Here is a 26,746-nt window from a genome sequence, read left to right as displayed (position 1 = left end):
TGCTCAAGGTTGTATCGTTCTTAAAATTTTTGTCGCGCTAAAGCACGACCTACGGTTAGTGGTGCGTGCCACGCAAAAGGGAGCGTTGTGGTAAAGGTTTGTCGCGCTAAAGCGCGACCTGCGATGCGGTAGCTGCCGACCACACGCCTTTTTCGATACCCTGTTGTACCATCAAAGTCAGCGCTTTTTCTATCGCTTGAGTTACACAAATGTGCATCGGTTCGTTATCGCTAAAACCCGCTTCGGCTTCAGCCAATCGTTTATAACTCACATATCGGAAAAACCCTGCCCGAACCTCCATGGATAGCACCTTTTTACTACTCGCGACAGAAAGCAGCACTTGCCCGGTACGAACATCAACTGCGCGCATATAAATAGAGATAACATCCTCACGATAAAGCTCAGATGCACCTATGCCAAAATATTCCATCCCCAAACCGCCTGTGCGGATATTAGAGTCATAGCTGATGATCCCACCTTCTAAAATAATCTTTGCGGTCATTAATGGTGGCAAAGCGCTTGTATCATTATCATCACTTGCTGCACGAATAATTTTGCGCTCAGTCAGCAGGTTTTGCAGCCCTTCACGTTCTACCGGAATAAACCAATCCGTTTCGTGTAGTGCCTGCATTAAAATCGAGTTAGCGCCTTGAGTCACCGCTGTTGAAAATGAACTCACATTATCTTGTGGTTTATATTGCCCTGTTTGGTCGCGAAATGAATAAACCGAGACAGGAATTCGCCCTTTAGGTGTGGGTAAATTTTTTAGTTCTGCAAAGGTTTCGGTATCGGTCAGCTCAATAGCCACACTTTGCGCCGGTGGCAACACACGTGACATGCTAGAACAACCACCAAGTAGTAACAACAATACCAATAAAGTTACACGGAGCATTTAGTATCCTCCACCAGCCGAAGCGGCAAACCTGGGTACTTCAAGAATGGTTTCTTCACCCGATGCTGTATTTGTTATTCTAACCGTAATGGTGTCGGGTGTACTGGTGATCACTTGGATTTGATAGTCGCCACTCATAAACGTCGCGTCTTGATCAAAAATACTGTCTTTGATGTCATCACCAAACGCTACATCCGTAATTTCTCTTACCAAGCGGTTGAGATACGTACGCTCGAGTGATTCTTGAAACTTTTCATCATAGGTCTTTTCTATAATTGGCGCTCTGTGTTTATTTTGAGATTGCGCTTTACTCAATAACATATTGGCGTTTAACGGGTTACCACCAAATGCGGGGTTAATTGGTTTATATACCAGCTCCGTTGCTGCCACATGAGCACCGCTAAGTAGCATTAAACCAGCACACACGATTGTTGTTTTTATTGTTGCCATGTTACCACCCACTTGCTGCTAAATCTTCTGAGCCATTCTGTTGATATTGTTCTCTCGCCATCGCATCCATAATAGTAAAGATGGCAGTCTCAACTCGCTCATCAACAGAGCCACCTCTCCTTCCCATCGCTGTTGCGTAGACTGCGCGATTATTCATTAAAACTTCTAACCGAGTGCCTGCTCTTGGTAAAACCGTTTCTTTAACCGTGATATTAATTCCCGAGGTGTTAGGAACATCTCTCCAAAGCTGTGAAAATTGAAAGTAAAACTGATGACCAAATCGGCTAATACTCTGATCCATCACTAAACCATCAATTTCTACATCTTCTTGTGCACTCAGTGAAAACGTAGAAACGAGCATGGCGCTCAAGAATGTTATTATTCTTATCATTATTTGTTTACTCACGGCATAGAATGTCTTTACTGACGAGATTCACATTGATATTTTGGTTAGCTGAATAGTACAAAATACGGGGGCCGGTGTTGCCCCCTGTCTAAATTGCTTAGCTATTACTTAGTTATTGCTGAGTGATAGTCGCAACGTTGTTGTCACCAACCTGAGTTACGGTAATGTTTTGACCACTACCTGTAATTCCACCTTGAACTAAGTTGCCATCACCAATTTGGCTTACTGTAAATGCATTATCATCACCGTTGATAATGAATGCTTCTGAGCCCATACCCATCACAAAGTTGTTGCTACCATTTTGTGTGATGTCTAACATATTACGGCTGCCTTCAAGCATTAAATCTATCGCGTTAAATTCGCCTGATTGCGCAATATCTACTTGGTTTGAACTGCTATCGAACACACTGCTCATCGTCACAACAACACCATTGCCAGTGCCACTTTGTGAGATATCAACGGCGTTGTCATTGCTTGCAAGGCTAACGTCGGGGTAAGATGATTGCACCACCACCTCGTTTTCATCACCCGTTTGGGTAACATCAACATCGTTATCACTACCGTTGAAATTCGCAACATGTGCGATATTCGCATCACCCACTTGAGTCGCTGAAAATTCATTGTTTTCACCAGCAACGCCAAGGTACATCTCGTTGCCATTGCCAATTTGCATCGCGGTAAATTCGTTATTATCACCAACAACGTCAGCTTGAACTTTGTTCTCATCACCACGCTGTTCAGCCGTCACTTCATTATCACTACCAACTAATAAATCTGACGCAAAGGTGTTAGTTGAGCCTTCCTGATCGATACTAAGCTCGTTATTGTCTCCAGTAATTTCAAATACGTTAACCGTATTGCTATCACCTTCCGACTGCTCAATCTCAACTTGGTTGTCATCCCCAATCACTGTCTCTACGGCGATAACATTGAAATTGCCGCTTTGGCTCGATTCAATTTCGTTTTCATTACCCTGTAGACTAACCACTTTATATTGGTTATACACACCATCTTGGTCCAAAGTAATTTGGTTCATATCACCTTGTACAGACTCAAGTGTGGCTTCGTTCCACATACCTGATTGTGTCGCTGATACCTCGTTTTGGCTACCTTGCATATTTAGGTTGTAGAACCATTGACCGCCAGAACCTTGAGATACCGTAATAGTATTTTGATCGCCATTAATGATATTGATGGCTTCGTTGTTAATCCCAAGGATCCCGCTACCTGACTGCTGAATGTCAATCGCGTTATCGTCGCCAGTAACTTCCGTTAATGCGCCGTTAGATTCACCATCTTGGCTATATACTTGGTTATTGTTGTTACCGGTTGTTGTTATAATAGCGACGTTACCAGTACCATTTTGATCGGCTTCTGTAATGTTGTTGTCGCCAACCGTAGTCACATCTGTCAGATTAGATGTTCCCAGTTGCACAGAAGCTAACTCGTTGCCACCTTGACTACCTGAAGTTTGTGAAAGCTTAAGCTCATTACTTGTTCCACTTACACGCTCTACTTGTGAAAGTGCAGAAGTTGAAAGTGGTTTATTATCTGATTTTGCCTCAGCATGTGCTGTAATAGAATGTGTTAGCGCAAGTGCGATAGCGCAACTCACAATTGATTTTGAAAACTTCACACTGTTCTCCTTAGAGATTTATTATATTATTTTTCAATTAAGTGCTTAGTGCAGGCTTTGAGCTGTTGCCGAACTCAGCCAACTGCAACCTTTCACTTAACTAACGTCCTGTTATGACTCATTACTCTTGAGTCGCTCCCACCTGTGCCAGTTACCAGAGTGTTACATTTTTAATGAAAAACGTAATCTATATCAAAGTCAGCAAATCAATATGATGAAATAATATATTTTATTACGTCTAGTCATCTTTAACTCTAAGATGGGAACAACCGAAGATAAATAAGAAGATTTTATGAAAAAAATATCCTTTATTTTTCATTACAATACAAAGCTAAACTTACATAAAATTACGAACAAAAAATGGAGATACAAAAAAAGTATGGTTAAAGTTCAAACGCACCCATTTCCATACATCCCATAAAAAAGAACCAAATAATTCATTCCGAAACCTCCTACCCAGTAAAAAATCCTGATTTTATTAATTAACGCTTTTTTTACATTGCACTGCTGAATATCTGCGTCTAGGTTTTAAGACGTTGCCAAAAAGACCACAGCCACTACCAGAAAAATTACCAACTCAAAAATCGTGTATCGATGGATACGCTTGAAATTAAAAAGGTTATTAATATGAGATCTAAACTTTCTGCATTGTCTTTGGCTTTGCTACCAGCACTTGCTTTCACGGCTCAAGCGGCAGTTCAAATTGAAACAACAACCGCGACTGCAGACGACAGCATCCTAGTTGTATTTAAAGAAAATACCTCTGCGGCACTTCGTGCAAATGCAAGAAACCTAGTAAAAGCAAAAATGGCAGATTTAAATGCTGACGGTGTTGATGATAAATACCGTCATGTTTTGAAAGGTCGTTTAGCAAACTTTAAGCTAGATAGCATTACAGCAAAACAAGCGATTGAAAAACTGGCTAATCATCCAGCGGTTGCATATGTTGAGCCTGACTATCAAGTAAAAGCACTTGGCATTCCCGATGACAGTCGTTTTGACGAATTGTGGGGTATGCACAACACAGGTCAAACTGGTGGTACAGCAGATGCCGACATTGACGCTCCTGAAGCGTGGGATATTACGGTTGGCTCACGTGATGTTATCGTCGGTGTGATCGATACCGGTGTTGATTATACTCACCCAGATCTAGCCGCAAATGCATGGTACAACCCGGGTGAAATAGCTGGGGATGGTATTGATAACGACGGTAACGGTTATATTGATGACGTTCACGGTATCAACGCGATTACTGGTAGTGGCGATCCGATGGATGACCAAGGCCACGGTACGCACGTTTCGGGTACTATCGGTGCTTCAGGCAACGATGCAACGGGCGTTGCTGGTGTAAACCATGAGGTGTCTATCGTAGGCTGTAAATTCCTCGATGCATCAGGCTCAGGCTCAACCTCAGATGCGATTGAGTGTATTGACTATATGGTTGCGCTTAAAAACGCGGGTCATAACGTTCGTGTTACTAATAATAGTTGGGGTGGCGGCGGCTTCAGCCAAGCACTTTCTGATGCAATCACAGCCAGTGAAAATGCGGATATCTTATTTGTTGCCGCAGCTGGTAACAGTGCGGTAGATAACGACGTAAACCCTCACTATCCTTCAAGCTATGAACACGACAGTGTATTCTCTATTGCAAGTACAACACATACCGATGCGATGTCTTCATTTTCTCAATGGGGTTTAACGTCTGTTGACATGGGCGCACCAGGTAGCGCAATTTTATCTACCGTTCCAGGTGGTGGTTATTCAAGTTACTCAGGTACTTCAATGGCGACACCTCACGTTGCAGGTGCTGCTGCTCTGGTACTTTCTATCAATCCTACACTAAGTGCTATCGAGCTTAAAAACCTACTGATGCAAAGTGGTGATGTTAATGCTGACCTTACAGATAAAACAGTATCTGGTAAGCGCTTAAATGTGAATCAAGCAGTAATCGATGCAGACCCAGAGCCTGGCTTTAGAGTGTCAGCTCGTCCTGCTAATCAGGAAATCACGGCGGGCGATACTGCAACATACGAATTTACTTTTGCTTCGGTCGCTGACTGGCAGGGTACTATAGACTTGTCTGTTACCTCACCAATTGCTGGTGCGACATTGTCTGCGACTACCGCAATGCCTGGCGATGCTGTAACACTTTCAGTACCAACTACGGCTTCGACTCAATGGGGCGAATATAGCTTTACACTCAATGCAACATCAGGTGAACTTGCAGATCAAGAGCAGGTAGGACTATATGTATTACCTCAAGGGTTAAGCGATTTCAGCTATGAAAATACTACCGCGGTAGACATCCCTGATAACGATGCTTCTGGTATTACTTCTGTGATCACTGTAGCTGATACGGTTACTGTGTTTGATAGTAATACCCTAGTGGATATTACACACACCTACATTGGCGACTTAATTGTTACACTTACCTCTCCAGCTGGAACAGTAGCAACACTGCATAACCGTCAAGGTGGTGCCGCAGACGACATTAACCAAACCTTTAACTCAGCTGCATTTAATGGTGAAGTTGCAACAGGTGATTGGACATTGTCTGTCTCAGATAATGCAGGTATCGATACTGGAACATTGAACAGTTGGACTCTGAACCTAACAGGCCTTGGTGAAACATCTCCTCAACCTCCAGTTGCGGGCTTCAGTTTTGCAGCTTCAGGCTTAGCCGTGACATTCACTGATGAAAGCCGCGACCCGAACGATGACATCGTTAGTTGGGCATGGGACTTTGGTGATGGCAGCATCAGTACTGACGCAAGCCCGATCCATGAGTTTGCAGCATCTGGTGAGTACAGCGTTTCTCTGACTGTTACTGATAGTGAAGGCAACAGCCACACAACAACCCAATCTGTTATTGTTAGTACTGATGAAATTGAGCTATCGCTAGTTCGCGCAAATAAGTCTCGCTTAGGCTTTATCCGCGTAGAACTTTCATGGCAAGGCAGCAGTGCAGATGAAGTAACGATTTACCGTGATGGACAAGCGATTGAATCTGTCTCAAATACTGGTAAATTCAGAGACTTCTCTCGTGATTTAGAAGCTACCAGCTACACGTATAAAGTGTGTCAATCTAGTGAAATCTGTTCAAATGAAATCACAGTGAACTTTTAATCACTCTATCCCCAAAAAATAATCTAAGCCCCGGAAGGGGCTTTTTTGGGCCATAAGATATTGCCACATAGGCTTATTTTAATACCTAGAAACCCAATAACACGTCATACAACACCTGACTACCCAACCGTTATAACCACTTCAACTCGAAGTACTAACCACATAAGTCCTTTAAATAAGCGGATAAATATGGATTTATACCAATTCTCTTAATTAAGTGATCTATTTTGAGGCGAGAAAATATTGTCGATAATACCGCTACCGCGTCCTGCTATCGCCAAAGTACCTACATCCATGTAAACAAGAGAAAAGTTTGCTATTCAGTTGTTCTAAATAAGAAATTTTTAACGCAGATAGCGTCAGTTTTGCTCCGTCAAATTGAACAAGTATTAAGATTAATTGGTATTATATACTTGCAACAGAAAGAACTAATAATCATTCGTTATTACATCGCGATGGAACATCATTCGCTAGAGTTAAAAACCAAACTTCAATTACCAACCGTACATATTGCAACATAAATTTGTTTGCAACTTAGCTTATAATGGTTAAAATTGCGGGCTATGTCGAAAAAAGGCAGCAAGAATTAAACCGGAGATGATATGAAAGCAGTGATTCCTGTGGCAGGTTTGGGAACTAGGATGCTACCAATGACCAAAGCAATTCCAAAAGAAATGCTGCCTTTGGTAGATAAACCTCTGATTCAGTACATAGTCAAAGAGTGCGTTGCAGCAGGTATCAAAGAAATCGTATTAGTGACTCACTCGTCCAAAAATGCAATTGAAAACCATTTTGATACTAGCTTTGAGCTGGAAGCTACATTAGAAAAGCGCGTAAAGCGCAAGTTATTGGATGAAGTGCGCTCAATTTGTCCTGACGACGTCACTATTATGCATGTTCGTCAGGGTGAAGCTAAGGGCCTTGGACATGCTGTGTTATGTGCGCAGCCCATTGTTGGTGACAATGACTTTGTTGTTGTATTACCTGACGTAGTTTTAGACGAATATTCTGCGGATCAAAGCAAAGAAAACCTTGCTGCAATGCTTTCTCGTTTTAACCAAACCAAAACTAGCCAAATTATGCTAGAACCGGTTCCACAGCAGGACGTATGTAAGTACGGTATCGCTGATGTTAATGGCATTCAACTTAGCGCTGGCGAGAGTAGCGCGATAAAGCATATGATCGAAAAGCCAAGCATTGAAGAGGCTCCTTCTAACCTAGCAGTGGTTGGTCGCTATGTACTTTCTAAAAATATTTGGCCCCTATTAAGGAAAACACCTGTCGGTGCCGGTGGCGAGATCCAGTTAACAGATGCAATCGATATGTTGATGGAAAAAGAAACCGTTGAAGCTTTTCATATGAGTGGACGCTCACATGACTGCGGAGATAAGCTGGGTTATCTTAAAGCTATCGTTGAATATGCTATTCGTGACGAGCAGTTAGGTGAAGAATTTTCACAATTCTTAAAACGCTTTCATCAATTAAGCCTAGCTTCTTAGTTCGTCGCGGGATAAACCCGCTGCTACCGGTTTGCACATTCGTCGCAGCGACTTTAGGTTGCGACGCTTTTAAGATTTAATATCACGACTCACACCAACCTTGGTCGCGGGATAAACCCGCTGCTACCGGTTTGCACATTCGTAGCAGCGACTTTAAGTCGCGACGCTTTTAAGATTTAATATCACGACTCACACCAACCTTGGTCGCGGGATAAACCCGCTGCTACCTGTTTGCACATTCGTAGCAGCGACTTTAGGTCGCGATTCTTTTATGACTTTAGGTCGCGACGCTTTTAAGATTTAATATCACGACTTACACCAACCTTGGTCGCGGGATAAACCCGCTGCTACCGGTTTGCACATTCGTAGCAGCGACTTCAGGTCGCGACTCTTTTATGGCTTTAGGTCGCGACGCTTTTAAGATTTAATATCACGACTCACACCAACCTTGGTCGCGGGATAAACCCGCTGCTACCGGTTTGCACATTCGTAGCAACGACTTTAGGTCGCGATTCTTTTATGACTTTAGGTCGCGACGCTTGTAAGATTTAATATCACGACTCACACCAACCTTGGTCGCGGGATAAACCCGCTGCTACTGGTTTGCACATTCGTCGCAGCGACTTTAGGTCGCGACTCTCTTATGGCTTTAGGTCGCGACGCTTTTAAGATTTAATATCACGACTCACACCAACCCTGGTCGCGGGATAAACCCGCTGCTACCGGTTTGCACATTCGTAGCAGCGACTTTAGGTCGCGACGCTTTTATGACTTTAGGTCGCGACGCTTGTAAGATTTAATATCACGACTCACACCAACCCTGGTCGCGGGATAAACCCGCTGCTATCGGTTTGCACATTCGTAGCAGCGACTTTAGGTCGCGATTCTTTTATGACTTTAAGTCGTGACGCTTGTAATGACTTTCAATCACCTTAATAAATCACACCCATATACAAAACCAATATGGATATTCACATACCCGCGTAACAAGGTTAGCCCTTATTGGGTTCTGAATTATATACCTTGCTTGCTCTTTTAAATCATCTTCGCTTCGAATCAAGTGTTCATAATAACCTTTTTGCCATAAGCTAAAGACACCAAATGAGCGTAAACGAGTCGTAATTCGACCCTTTACGGCGCGAATTGCATCTGACAAGCTAAGGGAGCCATTTAGCTGTATGATTAAGTGCAGATGATCAGGCATTAAAACGAAAGCAATAACTTTAAAAAGGCGTTCCTTTTCGCAAGCCATGATTGTCTTAGCGGCCTCAGCACAAATCGAAAAGGAGTTAAAGTACGACTTTCTATCTTTGCACGTGACGGTAATTGCATAGAAATGATTTACGAGTGAGACCCGCTTATTCCTCAAGTTTTGACTTTTGTACATGTTATATCCTTATAACTCTACGTACATAAAGAATAGAGCAGATTTGAAAGAGAGCAAACTTGAAAAGTATATAGGAATCAACCTTGGTCGCGGAATTAACCCGCTGCTACCGGTTTTTGCACATTCGTAGCAGCGACTTTAGGTCGCGACGCTTTTATGGCTTTAGGTCGCGACGCTTTTAAGATTTAATATCACGACTCACACCAACCCTGGTCGCGGGATAAACCCGCTGCTACCGGTTTGCACACATTCGTAGCAGCGACTTTAGGTCGCGACTTATTTAACGATTTTATGTTGAGATTTACAACCTTTGACGCGGAGTACCCCGTTTCTACCGATATACCTCACTTTTTTCAATCACTTCAATATCATACCCATCAGGATCTTTGATAAAAAAGAACCTTGCTACCAATACATCGTGATTATAAAAGTCCTTGACTGCTTGAGGATTGTAGTTACTTTTTTGGGCTTTATCGTAAATTACTTCCAAATTATCTACAGCAAATGCAAGATGCCCATAGCCATTACCGATGGTATAACCTACAGCCTCATGATTCCAAGTCAGCTCTAATTCAAAGGACGTTTCTTCATTGCCAAGATAGATAAGAGAAAAGCCACTAAAATCTAGTCGTCGCTTCACTGTCAATGCAAATACATCATGATAAAATTTAGTTGAACGATCAGCATCTTTCACTCTGATCATTGAATGGATCATTTTTGCCATTACTTTACCTATGGAATTTATATGTGTGAGCTCTACGCATCAACCCCCCCTCACTGCTACGAAGTAGATAAGCGCTCTATCCGAATTCAAGGTGCTGTTACTAGCCTTGCTTTAGAGAACGAAATTTGGCACCTGCTAGAAAACATAGCTAAGAATGAACAGCTTACTTTAGCTGAGTTTATTTCAACTCTTTATCAAGAAGTAATTGAACGCCATGGTGAGATTAAAAATTTGGCGTCAATGTTGCGTATTACCTGCTTAACTTACCTTGCAAATAATAAAGCAAACGATCTACACAGTGGTAGTAGCTGAATACTACACTTTACTGTCGCTCTAAAAAGCGTTGCCATGTAATATTCGGATTGATAACTCGGATTGGTGAAATGACCTGCTTCAGTAAGCAAAGAGGAGGACGTTTCACTTCATGGCCATCTTGCTTGAGACCCAGCAAATATTGGAAGCTGCTTTTTGTACCGAGCTGTATAGCTGAAATTCTAACTTGCTGCTCAAAATTCAAACGCAGACTACTGATCGCAGTTTTCATGCCTTGCTGGTCAACATTAGGTAGACCACACTTCTGCAAGTACCCTTGCCTTTCCCCTTCACCAGAAAACCAAATTCTGACTTTCTCACTATAGCGCCCAGTCTTAGCTGGTAAATCAAATAGTATGCGATGATGAGCTTGTTGTTTGACTAGTGCTAAATACTGCTCTAACCCGCTTTGCCATAAAGCAGAATGGATGGGCACAATACGTGGTTGAATTTTACCATGAGTATTAAAATGAAACACATGAACATGATCTTCATAATGAATATCATCAAGTGTAAGAGAACCAATTTCATCACTGTAAGCCCCCGTATAATAGCTCAGCAAAGGTAACCAAAAATGCCAATGCTTGGGTTGCTCACGCTTCAACTTTTCATCCGAGTATATATAGCCATTGAACAAAGTATGAAGTTCCATAGAGGAAAACGCTCTTCGGCCTAAATGAGATTTCATACTGTAGTCAACGTATTGAGTATACTAAAGATCTTAAGTTTAACGGTTTTTAGTCTTTTTCGGAAGTTTGATAGTTATCTTCTCCTCAAAGCAGCCTGTTTATCCCGCGACAAGCGCGTAAAGAAAAGAGTTGTGGCATAAAGTCATAAAAAAGAGTCGCGATCTAAAGCCATAAAAGAGTCGCGACCTAAAGTCGCTGCTACGCCAAGTTTGTAGCAGCGGGTTTATCCCGCGATAAGCGCGTAAGGAAAAGAGTTGTGGCATAAAATAATAAAAAAGACTCGCGACCTAAAGTCATAAAAGAGTCGCGATCTAAAGCCATAAAAGAGTCGCGACCTAAAGCCATAAAAGAGTCGCGACCTAAAGTCGCTGCTACGCCAAGTTTGTAGCTTCGGGCTTATTCCGTGACAAGCGCGTCAAGAAAAGAGTTGTGGCATAAAATAATAAAAAAGACTCGCGACCTAAAGCCATAAAAGAGTCGCGACCTAAAGTCGCTGCTACGCCAAGTTTGTAGCAGCGGGTTTATCCCGCGAAAAAGTGATAACAAGTAATACCTACATGTATATATTTAATTGAGAAAAGAAAAAAGCCGCGTCTCCGCGGCTTAACTGATTGGACTAATCATTCTTTTCTTAGCTACCCGTTACAGTGTCACACGCTACTGAAACATCGATGGTCTCATCTGTTCCATCAGGCGTAATAGACGTTGTGAATGGTGCCGAAATTCGAGGATCTACGCTAACAGCATATGATGCGATATCACCGTTAAGTGCAGAAAGTGCAAAAGTACCGTCACCATTATTTGCTGCTGTGCGGAATGGCTTAGTAGTACTAGCTCTATACTTTACAATCGCACCTGGGATAACTTCTGTTACCGTTGTATCGTTAGAACAAACTGCTCTAACAGTTACATTTTCATTAACTGTGGTTTGAATTGGATTTGCTAGCGCGATCGAAATTGGGCCATCACATACCGGAACTTCAGCATTCGTTGCAGAAGCATTCCCCCACACGTTACCTGCTGCGTCACGAATAACTACACGTGCTGATGCCGTTGAGCTAATACCGTAACGAGCTGAAGTGCTTGCAGAAACGACTGTTTTTGACGTACTACCACCACGTAAATAACTTGATACGCTTGCATCTGCTGAAGTCATACTTACATATAGACCTGAGCTCGGAACAGTATCACCAGTCACATTAACAGTAATACCTTGCGTACAGATTGGAACTGAACGAGACAATGTAAAGAACGTAAGGTGATCGGTTTTGAAAGATGCTTTATAAGCCGTACCTTCAGCATTTAACGCACCAACAGTTGCTTTATTCGTTTCTGACTGCCATTTACCTGTATCTTCATTATTCGAAGAAACATCAAACAGGTCTCCCGTTTGAATTGTTCTATCACCAGATGGTGCTAAGGTTGCGACAGGAAGTGAAACAGAAACATCAATCTCTTGACTAAATTGCTTGATCTTAGTTCCATTGTTATCTTGCATCACGATATTGCTTACACCAACTGGCTTTTTAACGCTGGTTGTACTATCTGCACTCAATCCAGCTGGCAAAACAGCGGAGATCTTGCTGGATGTAGGATCCGCAGAGCCAACAGTTAATGAAACAGAAGTACCTGTAACTGCATTACCGTTTGCATCTCTTAATTGCACGCCGGCTGGAATAGTGACATCAGAGCCTGCATTACCTTTTGCTGCCGCAGCAGTAACAGCAGATGCAGTTGTTGCATTAGCTACACTTTCAGAAACGCTTGCTTCAACAACTTCATCACCGCTTTTTGACACGAGCGCCAATTCAGCTTCTAAAGTTGCCTCAGAGTCTTCGTTACTTAAATCAATTTCAAAGCTTTTTGAAAAATAGCCGTCAGCAGTTACAACCGCAGTTACGATCCCAACGTCTGCACCTTCTTTTACGGTAAAGGTGTAGCTACCATCTTCTGTTGCAATCTGTGTTATTGCATCACCATTGACGTTAACCAAGTTTGAGGCAGGCTCTCCATCCTCAAAAAAGGCAATTGTTGCCGGTGCAACGATATCAACAGTATCAATATCAACTACGTTACCGCTTACAGCAAATGCTAGAGCAGCTGGCGTTTCTGGCGCCACAATCACAGGATCTGTTGGTTCTGGTGGCTTAACAACTACATTATCATCATCATCGCTAAAACAGCCAGATAATGCTAGAGCTGAAGCTACAGACAAAGCGAGTAAAGATTTTTTGTTCGAAATCATGATTGGTCCTTGTTCCCTTTTTTGAAAGCGCCAGGCGGCACCGTCGCGCGTTTTAATACATCGAAGTTTAAATATAGAGAAGGTTTTAAGATTGTCCAGCTTGATAGTATAAGTTTTTAATAATTTTTAAAGATTTTCGTATACAAAGTTACTTCAAGTCCCTTTAATAGAAGCAAGTGTATAACAACTGTAATATTACTTTAATAACATTTATGACGTCCAAACTTTGCTAAGTGTACTTATGTTAGGATGTTTGTAACTTTTTTGACAACAAAAAAAGCCGCTATTCAGCGGCTTTTTTAAGGCTTAATAACAGACGTTATTAAGAACCAGTTACTGTCTCACAAGCCATTTTTAGCTCTTGGTCTGCAACTTCAGCACCCGCTTCAAAAGTAAACGATGTAGCTTGGCCTTCTGCAACTTCTAGTGATAATGGATCAATGCTCACAGTGTACGTCTCGCCAACAACTAGGTTATTTAACGAATATGTACCTTCAGCATTTGCAGCAAGGTATGTTGCTTTGTCAGCACGACGGTAAGTAATCACTGAGTTTTGTACTGGAACAGAAACCGACTCATCATTAGAACAAACACCCGTTAAGTCAAATGATGCTGTTGTGTACTCAACCGCTGGCGCTTCTAACGTTGCTGCAACAGCTTCACCACATACAGCTACTTCATTTTCAGTATCAAACCAAACTGTACCTTCAGCATCACGAAGTACAATACGTGCTGTCGCGTCTGCACTTACGTTATTTTTACCCGCGTTTTCCGCAGTGTAAATAACTTTAGAAGTTGCTCCTGAAGCAATGAACTTAGTTGCATTGATATCAGATGATTGCACATCAACAAATAAGCCGCCTGCAGGTACGTCACCAGTGATGTTTACAGAAACATCATTATTACATACAGCAACTTCATCAGTTGCGGTGAAGAATGTAAGGTGGTCGGTCATAAACGAAGCTTTGTACGCAGTTCCTGCTTCGTTTAAAGCACCAACAGTAACTTCATTATTAGTCTCTTTAGTCCAAACGCCTGTATCTTCGTTATGAGATGAAAGGCCTAATACATCACCAGTTTCAACAGCGCGGCCTTCAGATGCTAGTACAGTATCTTTTGGAATAGAGATTGAGATAGAGATTGGGTTGCTGAACTTTTTGATCTTAACGCCATTCTCATCAGTCATTGTTACGTTAGCAACACCAACTGGAGCTGCTAAAGTCGCAGCGCTATCTGCATTCAGTCCTTCAGGAAGCACTGCACCGGCAGCTGAAGATGTAGGATCTGCAGAACCAACGTTTAGTGATACTTTTGTACCAGTGATAGCTTCACCATTTGCGTCACGAAGTACAACGCCAGCAGGAATTACCACGTTAGCACCAGCTTTGCCTTTAGCTGCTGTTGCTGTGATTGCAGCGTCTACAACACCGCCTTCAACTTCAGTTTCTACAACTTCTTCAACAGTTGAATCTGTATTTTTAGAAACAAGTGCTAGTTGAACTGCAACTTCAGCAACATCTTCTTCCGTAGTTAGATCAATGTTGAAACTCTTTGAGAAGTAACCGTTCGCTGTAACAACGGCTGTTACTTGAGAAAGCTCAGCACCTTCTTTAACAGTAAATACAAAATTACCAGCATCACCAGTTTCAACTGTTGCAGTTACTTCGCCTTTGGTATTTACGATGTTTTCAGAAGCTTCACCATTTTCTAGGAATGCGATTGTTGCAGGAACAACGTTAGTGCTATTTTTGTCAACAACGCTACCATTCACAACTAGAGAAAGAGCATTAGGAGCATCAGGTGCTACAACTACAGGATCTGTAGGCTCTGGTGGTGGAGTTGTTGTGTTATTGTCATCGTCGCTGAAACAGCCTGAAAGCGTCAACGCAGATGCGACTGACAGCGCAAGAAGAGATTTTTTGTTTGCAATCATGATTAGTCCTTGTTTTCTTTTTTATTAACAACGCCACGTTAGCGTGTTAACACACAAAAAAAGCTTCATTGCTAGCAATGAAAGCTTTAAATTAAAAATTTGTATGGTAGACAGGGACTAAGTCACTCCCTGACCCGATTCAACGCGAGCTTTGTAGTCAAAACTATGACCAAGATAGAAACAGCCCACGATGACCCCGCTAATTTATCACAGTAAAGCGTTAGATCCAACCGCTTGATTTAGTTTGAAAGTAGGATACCGTTGGTACACTAAATACACAATGAATGAAGTTAAATTTATCGTAAATAATTGCAACATAATGGTTGTTTATTAACGAGGTATAAATTGTAAATGTGTAGCGATAGCTTCAGTGCAGCTATCGTCACGAGATAAAATAAAAAAAAGAATCGCGATCCGTAACCGGGATTTATCCCGTAATAAGAGCGTCGCGACATAAAGTCGCTGCTACGAATACATAGCCCCGCGACAAGGTTCCAAACTCCAACCTCGTAGCAGCGGGTTTATCCCGCGACAAGGTTCCAAACTCCAACCTCGTAGCAGCGGGTTTATCCCGCGACAGCAGCAACGAAACGCCACACCTAAAGCTGCGGATTTACCCCGAGATAACAGCATCGCGACATAAAGTCGCTGCTACGAATACATAACCCCGCGACAAGGTTCCAAACTCCAACCTCGTTGCAGCGGGTTTATCCCGCGGCAGCAGCAACGAAACGCCACACCTAAAGCTGCGGATTTACCCCGAGATAACAGCATCGCGACATAAAGTCGCTGCTACGAATACATAGCCCCGCGACAAGCACTCCAACCTCGTGGCAGCGGGTTTATCCCGCGACAGCAGCACCGAAACACCGACCCCATAGCAGCGGATTTACCCCGAGATAACAGCATCGCGACATAAAGTCGCTGCTACGAATACATAGCCTCGCGACAAGGTTCCAAACTCCAACCTCGTAGCAGCGGGTTTATCCCGCGACAGCAGCACCGAAACACCACACCTAAAGCTGCGGATTTATCCCGCGACAGCAGCACCGAAACACCACACCTAAAGCTGCGGATTTACCCCGAGATAACAGCATCGCGACATAAAGTCGCTGCTACGAATACATAGCCCCGCGACAAGCACTCCAACCTCGTGGCAGCGGGTTTATCCCGCGACAGCAGCACCGAAACACCGACCCCATAGCAGCGGATTTACCCCGAGATAACAGCATCGCGACATAAAGTCGCTGCTACGAATACATAGCCTCGCGACAAGGTTCCAAACTCCAACCTCGTAGCAGCGGGTTTATCCCGCGACAGCAGCAGCGAAACACCACACCCGTAGCAGCGGGTTTATCCCGCGACAGCAGCAGCGAAACACCACCCCCGTAGCAGCGGGTTTATCCCGCGACAGCAGCACCGAAACACCGACCCCATAGCAGCAGGCTTACCGTGACCATCTCTTATTTATAGGTCAAATACACTTCTCTTAGTCGAGCCAAGTTACTATATACATAGCTGCTCGATAAACGACCTTGATTGAGGAATGTTTTATCAATATTAACCGGCGTATTAACTAAATGGCCTCGACCAATCGCAATGGCATTTTTTGACTCACTTATTCGAGAGCTTGCAGCATGACGCCACGCCTCATTTCCTTTAATTTGACCATAACGTGTTGGTGCCATGTCTTTTCTAGGTGTAAGTGGAATGCTAAAAGATATACCAGCGATTTGCACATCTGTATCTTGCGCAAATATGGACACGTAACTATCACCAAACCAAAAGCGCGTTTCTAGCTTAACGCCACTATCCTCATAAAAGAACTTACCTGCTGTGGCATGAAAACTAACATCTTGCTCAACCCAGTTATAACGATAAGACAAGGTTTGATAATCCTTATCTAAGTCATAATCATCGTACTCAAAGTATCCAAGCTCTGCTGAAAATTGATGACGACCATTGCCACTCAACCAAGTTGTTTCGTTCTTAATACCTGTGTAATCATTAAACTCTTTAAAAAAGCCGATATGTGTTTGGTTATAAATACCATAAGGCAGTGCAAATGTTTGATAGATAGTCGCTTGTGTTAAGCCACTTTGTTTAGCCAAACGACCAAATGCTTTTCCATCATCGTAGTCACTCGTATTCGCAACTTCGGTTTCGGCACTTAAATTAATACCACCGCCATACCACATTGGTACATCAACATCTGCTTTTAAGGCGAGTGAAAAATCATAAACTCCCAGCTCCGTTGCCAACCTTGAGTCCAGTGCAGGACCAACGGTTAATCTTGGTTTAAAGTACGCGCTATTTGCCTTTGGCATACCAACCCAAGACACACTACCAATCGGGTCCATTTCGCCTCGACGAATATCCATATCAGGTGTAGTGCCAGTATTTACGAACTCTCTATAATTATTAATGTGGCCTCGCAATGCTAACATTGGAATACCACGATTTAGCAATTGAACAGTAAACTGCGCGTTCGGCTCGTTCACATGTTCAGCAATACGACCTAATACTAAACCAATTGCATCTATGTCGTTGCGATTAAAAACATAGTTTTCAAAACTCACGACAACATGAGGGTCTCGATTGAAGCCAACACTTACCGACTCAAAGCCGTCTTCCAAGAGCGCCGCTTTTAAAGCGCGCGTTTGCATTGTTAGAGATTTTTTATATTCATCACGCTCTGTGACTTCTTTTTTCGCTTCAGGAAGAGGTTTACGGGCGAGACGGCGCTGCTCCTCATAATGAGCTTTAAATGCCGCTTCTCGCTTGGCGTCTGCGTCAAGCGTTGGCGCTGGAGCTGCTTCTAGTGGGTCATTTAATGTTGCCTGCTCAAACAAAGGCATGGAGAAGTTTACACCCCAAAAGGTGTCTTTTTCAGCGTGATCAGTATTACTGTAAAACTTACTGGTAAGCGTTAAAGTACCCACATCATAAATCCATGCTTTTGGTACTGTTAGACGCAAACCGGCATTAACCGCATCAGCATCATGTTCCACTTGCACAGCTAGCCAGTCTAGTGGCTGCCACTCAATACCCGCAAATGCGCCATCCATTTGCCCGGTTGCGCGATCGCTTACCGCAAAACCCGCTGAAAATCTAAAGTCGTTCCATTCACGAGAACCTGCCAAATAATAGGTTTCATAATTATTAGCGGCACCGCCAAGGTCTTTACCACCTACAGCTAAGTTAAACCACTCTTTAGGCACAAAAGGGAGTTGGTATTTTAAGTTAAATGAAAGGTCGCGAGTTTGATTTTCACCATTAGCTACAGTAGTAAAAAGATTGTCGTGCATTGTATTAGAAGCAATCATACCGCTTACCTCTAAACCGTCAAACACACCCGCTGAGAAAATATAGTTGTGACCATCGAAGTAGCCATTGCCACTGTGATCAAGTTGGTTATTGTAACCAATATCTATACTTCCCTTTTCAAGTACCTCAGCAGTAGGGGTATTAAAAATACCAGTGTACCCCGCAAATGCAGTGTAGTTATTTATTTGGGTATCAGCTAAAACAGGTATGCTTGCAAGTGCAATGCTACCTGCAAGAATCGTATTTATTTTTGACATGTGCGCAGACCGATTTTTATTTTCAATTCTTGAATTAAATGTGGCAGAGCAAATTAACCAGCTCAGCCACCGTTAGTTATAAGTATTATGTAGACATCGTACAATGAAGTATAGAAAAACCCAACCTCGTAGCAGCGGGTTTATCCCGAGATAAGCGCATCGCGACAGCAGCAACGAAACGCCAACCCCGTAGCAGCGGGTTTATCCCGAGATAAAAGCGTCGCGACATAAAGTCGCGGCTACGGATACATAACTCCGCGACAGCAGCATCGAAACACCGACCCCGTAGCAGCGGGTTTATCCCGCGACAAGGGTTCCAAACGCCAACCCCGTAGCGGCAGGTTTACCCCGAGATAAGCGCATCGCGACAACAGCACCGAAACACCAACCTCGTAGCAGCGGGTTTATCCCTAGATAAGCGCATCGCGACAGCAGCACCGAAACACCAACCCCGTAGCAGCGGGTTTACCCCGCGACAAGGGTTCCAAACGCCAACCACGTAGCGACGGGTTTACCCCGAGATAAAAAATCGCGACATAAAGTCGCAGCTACGAATACATAACCCCGCGACAACAGCACCGAAACACCGACCCCGTAGCGGCGGGTTTACCCCGCGACAAGGGTTCCAAACACCAACCCCGTAGCAACAGGTTTACCCCGAGATAAGAGCATCGCGACAACAGCATCGAAACACCACCCGTAGCAGCGGGTTTATCCCGCGACAAGGGTTCCGAACACCATCCCCGTAACCGCGGATTTACCCCGAGATAAAAAATCGCGACATAAAGTCGCTGCTACGAATACATAACTCCGCGATAAGATCGTTACACGTTTCTTAAATTAACCACTTTCTGCTCGGACTCACGTTGCGCTTCAAGCACTTGGCGTTTTTCATTCCACACCAAATCACAAATACCGTCTGTAGGATTAAAGCCTGTAGGCGCCTCTAGCAACAATTTACGAATAAGCTCATGATCAAAATTATGACAAGCCGTGTCCATTGCACTCATAAAAGACTCTAGCTCTGCCATTGGCAGTTTTACCTCGTTGGCCGTCATGATCCGTGGATGAGAAGTTTCTTCTACATTGTCACCAATCAATAACTCTTCATATAACTTTTCACCTGGGCGCAATCCTGTGCATTCAATTTCAATATCGCCATGAGGGTTTGACTCTGATTTAACTTCTAAGCCAGAAAGATGCACCATTTTGGTCGCTAAGTCTTTGATCTTAACAGATTCACCCATATCTAACACAAATACGTCACCACCCTTACCCATGGCACCCGCCTGAATAACTAACTGCGCAGCTTCCGGTATGGTCATAAAAAACCGGGTGATATCTTTATGCGTTAAGGTAATTGGTCCACCTTCTTTAATCTGCTTACGGAATAGAGGCACAACTGAACCACTAGAACCAAGCACATTACCAAAACGTACCATGCAAAAACGGGTATTTTTAGACGTTGCTTTACTTTCAGCCAAGGCTTGTAACACTAACTCTGCCATACGCTTGGTTGCACCCATCACATTGGTAGGGCGCACCGCTTTATCTGTAGAGATTAATACAAAGGTCTCTACTCCTGCGTTAATAGCGGCTTTAGCCGTGTAATAAGTACCAAATACATTATTACGAACACCCTCAACAACATTTTGCTCTACAAGCGGTACATGCTTGTAGGCCGCGGCATGATAGACAGTTTGCACCCCAAAGGCTTTCATGCAAGTTTCAATACGGTTGATACGTTGCACCGACCCCATCACTGGTACTATTTCCAATGATACGCCTTTATTCAATGCAAGCTGATTCAGCTCCTTTTCAATGCTATATAAACCAAACTCAGACACCTCAAAAAGCACCAGCTTTTTAGGTCCATTTAATATAATTTGCCTGCATAGTTCGGAGCCTATAGAACCGCCGGCACCGGTTACCATAATGACTTTATCTTTTATATTTGCAGCCATCAGCTCTGCTTGTGGCGCTACTGGGTCTCTGCCCAATAAGTCTTCAATTTCGACTTCTTTTATCTCATTAAGCTGCGCTTTACCGTCAATAACGTCTGCCATACCTGGCACCGTCATCACCTCGAGCGGCAGTTTTTCTAACTTCGTGAGTATTTCTTTACGGCGTGAGCGCGATACGCTTGGTAATGCAAGCAAAACCTTATGCACTCGCTTTTTATCTATCAAATTATAGATTTCGTCAAAGGCAATAACGGGGATCCCTTGGATAATAGCATTATGTTTGGTAGCGTCATCGTCTAGATACGCCGTAACGTAATAGTCTGGCCCTGTTGCTAGCGCAGTAGCTAACTGCCGACCAGCATCTCCAGCGCCATAAATAACCACTGGGGTTTTAGTAAATGAGGTTAATCGCCAAATAAGTGCTCTTACCAAAATACGCGAGCCACCCACAGAAAGTATCATCAACCACGCATAAATAAAGGGCATAGTACGAGGGATAGCGGTTTGCGTAAAAAATGAAGACAACACTAAAATCACGGTACTAATAACCGTACCAAGTACAACAGCACCTACGGCATTTGCCCCAACGTAACGGAGCACAGCGCGATATAAACCAAGTTTTACAAATATCACCAAGCTAATTGGGAGTAACAAGGCGAGGATTAGCCAATTATTAAGATTAGCCAGTGGTGCTAGGCTATCGAGGCGAACAATAAGCGCTAACCAAAAGGCTGAGACTATAAAAACTGAATCTAATACGAGCGTGAGAAGTCGTTTTTGGCTACGAGAAGCGCCAAGTAAGGCGCGAAACCAACTATCCATTGTGTTCCCTTTTTATTCCAATCCGAATTAAAACCGCAGACGAACTAAAGCATAGTACATGTTGCAGTATACACAAAAGTAGCAAAAATGTATGAGGAAAATATGGAGGATGCGTGCGCACCCTTCCTATTTATAGTGATGCTTTGTGAAGTACTTGCTTTACTACCTCACAAGTTTTGCTGATTTCTTCAGTGGTAAGCGTTGGGTGCACCAAAAACATTAAAGATGTTTCACCTAACTCTACTGCATTTGTTAAGCGCTCTTTTGGTCGCCAAGGCGTACTATCAAAGGCTTTTTCTAGGTAAACTTCTGAGCAGCTACCTTGAAAACAGGGCACGCCAAGCGTGTTGATTTCGTCGACTATGCGATCTCTTGTCCAACCTTCCCTAAGCGCCGCAGAGTTTACAAACAAATAATGTTTATACTCTGCATGCTCAATATAATCCGGCACGCGCACTGTACGTACCACATTGAATGCTTTTGCAACTTGATCTATCGCTTGAGCATTGCTTTGCCTTTTAGCCGTCCAGTCTGACATACGAGTAAGTTGAATACGCCCAATCACTGCTTGCATTTCTGTCATACGCCAATTAGTGCCAAAACTCTCATGCAACCAGCGAAATCCAGGAGGGTGTTCACGATTGTAAATGGCATCAAAGCTTTTACCGTGGTCTTTATAACTCCACATTTTTGACCATAGGTCTTTGGAGTTTGTAGTAACCATTCCACCTTCACCACCAGTGGTCATAATTTTATCTTGGCAAAATGACCAAGCACCTATATGGCCTATAGAACCAACTGAACGACCCTTATACTTAGCACCATGTGCCTGAGCACAGTCTTCTATGACATAGAAGCCATGCTCTTTACTGAGGGCCATGATCGCATCCATTTCAGCAGGCATTCCAGCTAAATGCACCACAATAACTGCTTTTGTTTGAGGTGTTAAAACCGCTTTAATAGACTCAGCAGTAATAGCTTGGCTATTTAAGTCAACGTCGGCAAATACAGGTGCAGCTCCCGCTGTAACAATACTACTTGCAGAAGCTAAGAAAGTACGAGGAGTAGTAATAACCTCATCTCCTTCACCAACGTTCAATGCTTTCAACGCAATATCTAACGCTAATGTGCCATTACCAAGTGCAATCGCATATTCAGCACCAGTCCAAGCTGCAAACTCTTTTTCAAATTCACGCCCTTCTGTACCAGTCCAGTAATTCACTTTGTTAGAAAGTACAACTTTACTTACTGCGTCTGCTTCTTGCTGAGTAAAGCTAGGCCAAGGGGAAAACGGGGAATTTAACATAGATTAATACTCAAAAAAGCCTCTTTTTGTTTTACGCCCAAGACAATTTGCTCGTACCATTTTCCTCAAAAGAGGATGTGCTCTGTACTTAGGATCTCCAGTCTCTTTATAGAGTGACTCCATTATTGATAAATTTACATCGTTGCCGATTAAATCTGCCAGAGCTAATGGTCCCATTGGATGATGGGCTCCTAATTTCATTGCCTTATCAATATCTTCAGCTGAAGCAACACCTTCAGCTAAAATACTCACAGCTTCGTTAATCATTGGGATCAGCATTCGGTTCACAACAAAACCTGGTGCTTCTTGTACTACAACAGGAGATTTCCCTAATGATTTAGTCAGAACTTGAAGTTTACCAACTACTTCAGGGCTAGTTTCATGACCAACGACAATTTCAACTAGTTCCATAACCGGCGCTGGGTTGAAGAAGTGCAATCCAATTACATTTTGAGGGTTTGGTAAAACGCTACCAAAAGCAGTTATAGAGAGAGATGAAGTATTAGAAGCAACAATTACTGACTCACTTATAAATTGGGCAAGTTTGGAAAATAGCTCCATTTTAGCAATGAAATCCTCAGCAATCGCCTCAATAATTAAATCTGAATTACATACTGTGGCAAGCTCTGTAAAACAGAATACCTTTTCTATTGCCATACTTGACTGCTCTACTGAAACTTTCCCTTTGCGAGCAAGTCTAGATATGTTTTTTTCACATGTACTTTTTGAAGCAATAGCTTTATCTTCTGTTCTTGCAATTAAATTTACTCTTGAAACCTCATTACTTAAACATAATACTTGAGCTATACCTGTAGCCATTGTGCCTGAGCCAACTATTGACACTTCCATTACTCAGCTATCTCCTTTAATTTCTTTGCAGGGTTACCTGCAAAAATCGTTCTTTCAGGGATATTTTTAGTCAAGACTCCTCCCATACCAAGCATAGAGCCTTTCTGAAGGTTTAAACCTTGCCTAATTGTTGCACCCGTACCAATTTCAACTAAATCATCTAATAATACATTTCCAGAAACAGCAGCCATGGGGGCGACAGTTATAAAATCACCAAAATTGCACTCATGTCCAACCGTCACATTAAGATTTAATATATTGTGAGTCCCCATCTCTATGTCAGCAGTTAATATTGAGCCTGCACAAATAATACTGCCTTTACCGATACAAACAGTATTGGAATATCTAACACTAGGATGGATCAGTGTTGCAAAATTCGGCTTTCCTAATAGATGCATTTTATCTGAAACAGCCTTACGTGTTCTAGGATTACCGATAGCTATTATAAACTCACAATCTAAAGAGTAATCTACCCAAGAGTCAACTGAACCTAAAACGATTGCACCTTGGACGTCGGTACCATGTGTCGAAGCATTATCATCTAACACACCTCTTACCTTACGATTACAATCTTGAGCAAGCCAAACAACCTCTTTAGCAAACCCTCCACCACCTATAATTATAATTTCTTTCATTTCTTATCGCTCCCTTTAAAAAGAGACATTGTCGCCTCACCATCAGCGCTGATACCTTCACGTACAAATACTTTTTTTACGGTCAAAAAGAGTATTTTTATATCTAGTAAAAAGCTTTGGTTTTCCACATACCAAACATCAAGCTTAAACTTTTCTTCCCAGCTAATTGCATTACGTCCGTTAACTTGCGCCCATCCTGTAATACCGGGTCGTACATCATGGCGCCGAGCTTGCTCTTGACTATAAAGAGGCAAGTACTGAATAAGTAGAGGTCTTGGGCCAACAAGACTCATATCACCTTTAATCACATTTAACAGCCCTGGTAGCTCGTCTAAGCTAGTTGAACGTAAAAAACCACCAAACTTGGTCATACGCTGGTCATCTGACAATAAATTCCCGTGCTCATCTTTTGTATCGAGCATGGTTCTGAATTTCATCATCTTGAATATTTTGCCATTGAGGCCAGGCCGAGCTTGAGTAAATAAAATAGGAGAACCTAATTTAAAATGTATCAACACTGCAACAATCACAATAATTGGCATTAAAATGAGTATTGCACACAAAGCAACTAAAAAATCAAAGATGCGTTTCATTTGTAAAATTCCTTTTCATAGGCTTCCCAAACAGTGGCTGACTTAAAATTTCTCTTGGCCCAAATGGCACTTTCAGAATATTCATCTTTTAATTTTTCTTTTGAGTGAATATAACCTTCAATTTCCTTAACTATTAGTTCCACTTCTTGGAAAGGAAATAATTTACCACTTACTCCATTACATACACTATCCCTAACTCCAACCACATCGTAACCAAAAGTGGGAACACAAAACCCTGCAGCTTCTAGCGCCACATTACCAAAACCTTCTCTGTGCGATAGAAATAAATGTAAATTAGCCAACTTGAAAAAACACCTAACATCAGAAACTTGGTCAAAGTGAAAAAAGTTATCAAAGCCCGAGAGCCGAGCTATGATATCTTTCGCGAGCTCATTCTCTATGCGCCCAACAAGAACTAACTTAAATTCAGAGTAGTGCTTTAAATTATTAAAAATTGCTTCAAGCTCAACAACACCTTTATCAATACAAATACGACCGACACATACAGCTATGAAATCAGACTCATTATAGCCAATTTCTTTTTTAAGTTTTAATAGCTCATCTTTCACTGAAGGTGAATTTACCCAGTCAAAATCTAAGCCGTTAGATGAACCATTTAGTAAAACCGCAGATTTTCTAGAGTCTACAATTCTTTCTGCGATAAAGTTTTGCATAAGAGATTTAGAAATAAAAATACACTTACTACTAATAGATAAAGAAAGTCTATCTAAAAACTCAAAGAATTTACGCTTTTTTCCTAAGTAGTTCTCATAAACTCGCCCTCTGACAATTGCTATTCGCTTTTTTTGAAGCGTCAAAGCTGAACTTATAGAACCTAACAAAAGGGCCTTAGGGGTTGAGTAAACTACAACATCAAACCGATTAAAAATAAAAAAAGCAAAAAGCCTAATTACACAAAAAATATCTTTTTTAATATCAATTTCACGACTAAATGGCAAGTAGACATACCTACCAACATTTCTATGCTCCAAAATAGCTATTTGCTTTTCATCACCTCCTGAAATTAATGTTATTTCATACTTACCAGAATTAGATAAATATTCTAATTGCCCTTTCATTAAATAGTTGAATGAAACCGCATCAGTAACAATAATGCATATTTTCTTTTTCATAGATTAATGTCGTGCTTACTGTTTATTGTTGACGGATTGTCTAGTCGTGTTTTTATGTGCTTTGCAGGTACACCAGCTTGAACACTATTATCTGATGTTGACTTAGTCACCACGCTGTTAGCGGCAACTAAGTTTCCTTTACCTATATTTACGTTTGCTGCAATTACAGAGTGCGCGGCAACCCATGTACCAAAGCCAACTTGTATTGGCCCGGGATGTGCGCCACCTCTTTTTACTGAGCCATCTTTAAAACCATGATTATTTGAAGACATTACTACATAGGGGGCCAAAACCACTTCATCTTCAAAAGTTACACCTCCGATAGCATTAATCCAACAGCCTTTCGCAATATATACATTATCTCCTATTTTAAAGCGGTTAATAGCAAGTAAGGTCACATCTCGACCTAATGTTAACTTCCTTGGCATTCCGGGTAAAAAAATTGAAACCAACAAGCCTCTAATCCTGATACAAACGGAAATATCGGGCAACCAAGAAGTAAGAAGCTGCATAAACCATACAGGAAGTGCATATCTAAGCTGATATTTAATTTCTTTCATT

Annotated in this window: 20 protein-coding genes; 3 read left to right on the top strand and 17 right to left on the bottom strand. The window is 42.3% G+C overall.

The genetic code is table 11. The features are described from left to right. Positions 1 to 106: 106 nt before the first annotated feature. From PNC201_RS02915 to PNC201_RS02900, 4 genes are all read right to left on the bottom strand, one after another. Positions 107 to 892 carry a CsgG/HfaB family protein gene (locus PNC201_RS02915; RefSeq protein ID WP_010605735.1) on the bottom strand — a complete coding sequence of 262 codons (786 nt, stop codon included), beginning with the start codon at positions 890 to 892 and terminating at the stop codon, positions 107 to 109. Next, on the bottom strand, positions 893 to 1,342 hold the full coding sequence (locus PNC201_RS02910; protein ID WP_010605736.1) for a curli assembly protein CsgF: 450 nt from the start codon (positions 1,340 to 1,342) through the stop codon (positions 893 to 895). A gap of 1 nt (position 1,343) precedes the next feature. Further along, the gene (locus tag PNC201_RS02905) at positions 1,344 to 1,733 is read right to left on the bottom strand and encodes a CsgE family curli-type amyloid fiber assembly protein (RefSeq protein WP_029215819.1); all 390 of its coding nucleotides are present in this window, start codon (positions 1,731 to 1,733) and stop codon (positions 1,344 to 1,346) included. Between the two features lie 127 nt (positions 1,734 to 1,860). After that, on the bottom strand, positions 1,861 to 3,384 hold the full coding sequence (locus PNC201_RS02900; RefSeq protein WP_102056117.1) for a curlin: 1,524 nt from the start codon (positions 3,382 to 3,384) through the stop codon (positions 1,861 to 1,863). A 627-nt stretch (positions 3,385 to 4,011) separates the two neighbouring features. Here PNC201_RS02900 and PNC201_RS02895 point away from each other — a divergent pair. Beyond that, positions 4,012 to 6,510: a S8 family serine peptidase gene (locus PNC201_RS02895; RefSeq protein ID WP_325050967.1), complete on the top strand. Its 2,499-nt coding sequence runs from the start codon at positions 4,012 to 4,014 to the stop codon at positions 6,508 to 6,510. A gap of 602 nt (positions 6,511 to 7,112) precedes the next feature. After that, positions 7,113 to 8,009 carry a UTP--glucose-1-phosphate uridylyltransferase GalU gene (galU, locus tag PNC201_RS02885; protein ID WP_102056114.1) on the top strand — a complete coding sequence of 299 codons (897 nt, stop codon included), beginning with the start codon at positions 7,113 to 7,115 and terminating at the stop codon, positions 8,007 to 8,009. A gap of 940 nt (positions 8,010 to 8,949) precedes the next feature. On the opposite strand, the gene PNC201_RS02880 is transcribed toward galU, so the two are convergent. Together PNC201_RS02880 and PNC201_RS02875 are read right to left on the bottom strand one after the other, a co-directional pair. Beyond that, positions 8,950 to 9,396, bottom strand: coding sequence for an REP-associated tyrosine transposase (locus PNC201_RS02880; RefSeq protein ID WP_102056113.1), 447 nt, complete (start codon positions 9,394 to 9,396; stop codon positions 8,950 to 8,952). 331 nt (positions 9,397 to 9,727) lie between these two features. After that, positions 9,728 to 10,120, bottom strand: a complete 393-nt coding sequence (locus tag PNC201_RS02875; protein WP_102056112.1) for a VOC family protein — start codon at positions 10,118 to 10,120, stop codon at positions 9,728 to 9,730. Between the two features lie 21 nt (positions 10,121 to 10,141). Here PNC201_RS02875 and PNC201_RS02870 point away from each other — a divergent pair, with 21 nt between their 5' ends. Further along, positions 10,142 to 10,432 (top strand): ribbon-helix-helix domain-containing protein, encoded by a 291-nt coding sequence (locus PNC201_RS02870; protein ID WP_102056111.1) that lies wholly within the window; start codon positions 10,142 to 10,144, stop codon positions 10,430 to 10,432. 10 nt (positions 10,433 to 10,442) lie between these two features. Here PNC201_RS02870 and PNC201_RS02865 read toward each other — a convergent pair whose 3' ends face one another. From PNC201_RS02865 to PNC201_RS02815, 11 genes are all read right to left on the bottom strand, one after another. Continuing rightward, complete coding sequence (locus tag PNC201_RS02865; protein ID WP_174170382.1) at positions 10,443 to 11,120, bottom strand: hypothetical protein; 678 nt, start codon at positions 11,118 to 11,120, stop codon at positions 10,443 to 10,445. A 632-nt stretch (positions 11,121 to 11,752) separates the two neighbouring features. Continuing rightward, on the bottom strand, positions 11,753 to 13,366 hold the full coding sequence (locus PNC201_RS02860) for a hypothetical protein (protein WP_010605745.1): 1,614 nt from the start codon (positions 13,364 to 13,366) through the stop codon (positions 11,753 to 11,755). A 322-nt stretch (positions 13,367 to 13,688) separates the two neighbouring features. Continuing rightward, positions 13,689 to 15,299 carry a hypothetical protein gene (locus PNC201_RS02855; RefSeq protein ID WP_010605746.1) on the bottom strand — a complete coding sequence of 537 codons (1,611 nt, stop codon included), beginning with the start codon at positions 15,297 to 15,299 and terminating at the stop codon, positions 13,689 to 13,691. A gap of 1,463 nt (positions 15,300 to 16,762) precedes the next feature. Next, complete coding sequence (locus tag PNC201_RS02850) at positions 16,763 to 18,883, bottom strand: YjbH domain-containing protein (RefSeq protein WP_199539678.1); 2,121 nt, start codon at positions 18,881 to 18,883, stop codon at positions 16,763 to 16,765. An 824-nt stretch (positions 18,884 to 19,707) separates the two neighbouring features. Beyond that, entirely contained in the window at positions 19,708 to 21,669 is a 1,962-nt protein-coding gene (locus PNC201_RS02845) for a polysaccharide biosynthesis protein (protein ID WP_102056109.1), read from the bottom strand. A gap of 130 nt (positions 21,670 to 21,799) precedes the next feature. Then, positions 21,800 to 22,975: a DegT/DnrJ/EryC1/StrS family aminotransferase gene (locus PNC201_RS02840; RefSeq protein WP_102056108.1), complete on the bottom strand. Its 1,176-nt coding sequence runs from the start codon at positions 22,973 to 22,975 to the stop codon at positions 21,800 to 21,802. 3 nt (positions 22,976 to 22,978) lie between these two features. Continuing rightward, positions 22,979 to 23,824: a 3-hydroxyacyl-CoA dehydrogenase family protein gene (locus tag PNC201_RS02835; protein ID WP_102056107.1), complete on the bottom strand. Its 846-nt coding sequence runs from the start codon at positions 23,822 to 23,824 to the stop codon at positions 22,979 to 22,981. After that, positions 23,824 to 24,459 carry an acetyltransferase gene (locus tag PNC201_RS02830; protein ID WP_102056106.1) on the bottom strand — a complete coding sequence of 212 codons (636 nt, stop codon included), beginning with the start codon at positions 24,457 to 24,459 and terminating at the stop codon, positions 23,824 to 23,826. Before PNC201_RS02830 ends, PNC201_RS02835 begins: the two co-directional genes overlap by 1 nt. After that, entirely contained in the window at positions 24,456 to 25,052 is a 597-nt protein-coding gene (locus tag PNC201_RS02825; protein WP_102056105.1) for a sugar transferase, read from the bottom strand. Before PNC201_RS02825 ends, PNC201_RS02830 begins: the two co-directional genes overlap by 4 nt. Beyond that, positions 25,049 to 26,185 carry a glycosyltransferase gene (locus tag PNC201_RS02820; RefSeq protein WP_102056104.1) on the bottom strand — a complete coding sequence of 379 codons (1,137 nt, stop codon included), beginning with the start codon at positions 26,183 to 26,185 and terminating at the stop codon, positions 25,049 to 25,051. The genes PNC201_RS02825 and PNC201_RS02820 overlap by 4 nt, the downstream gene beginning before the upstream one ends. Continuing rightward, the gene (locus PNC201_RS02815) at positions 26,182 to 26,745 is read right to left on the bottom strand and encodes an acyltransferase (RefSeq protein ID WP_199539677.1); all 564 of its coding nucleotides are present in this window, start codon (positions 26,743 to 26,745) and stop codon (positions 26,182 to 26,184) included. Before PNC201_RS02815 ends, PNC201_RS02820 begins: the two co-directional genes overlap by 4 nt. Position 26,746: the final 1 nt, after the last annotated feature.

This window comes from Pseudoalteromonas sp. NC201 (genome assembly GCF_002850255.1).
GTDB lineage: Bacteria > Pseudomonadota > Gammaproteobacteria > Enterobacterales > Alteromonadaceae > Pseudoalteromonas.
This window is presented reverse-complemented; position numbering and strand designations above follow the sequence as displayed.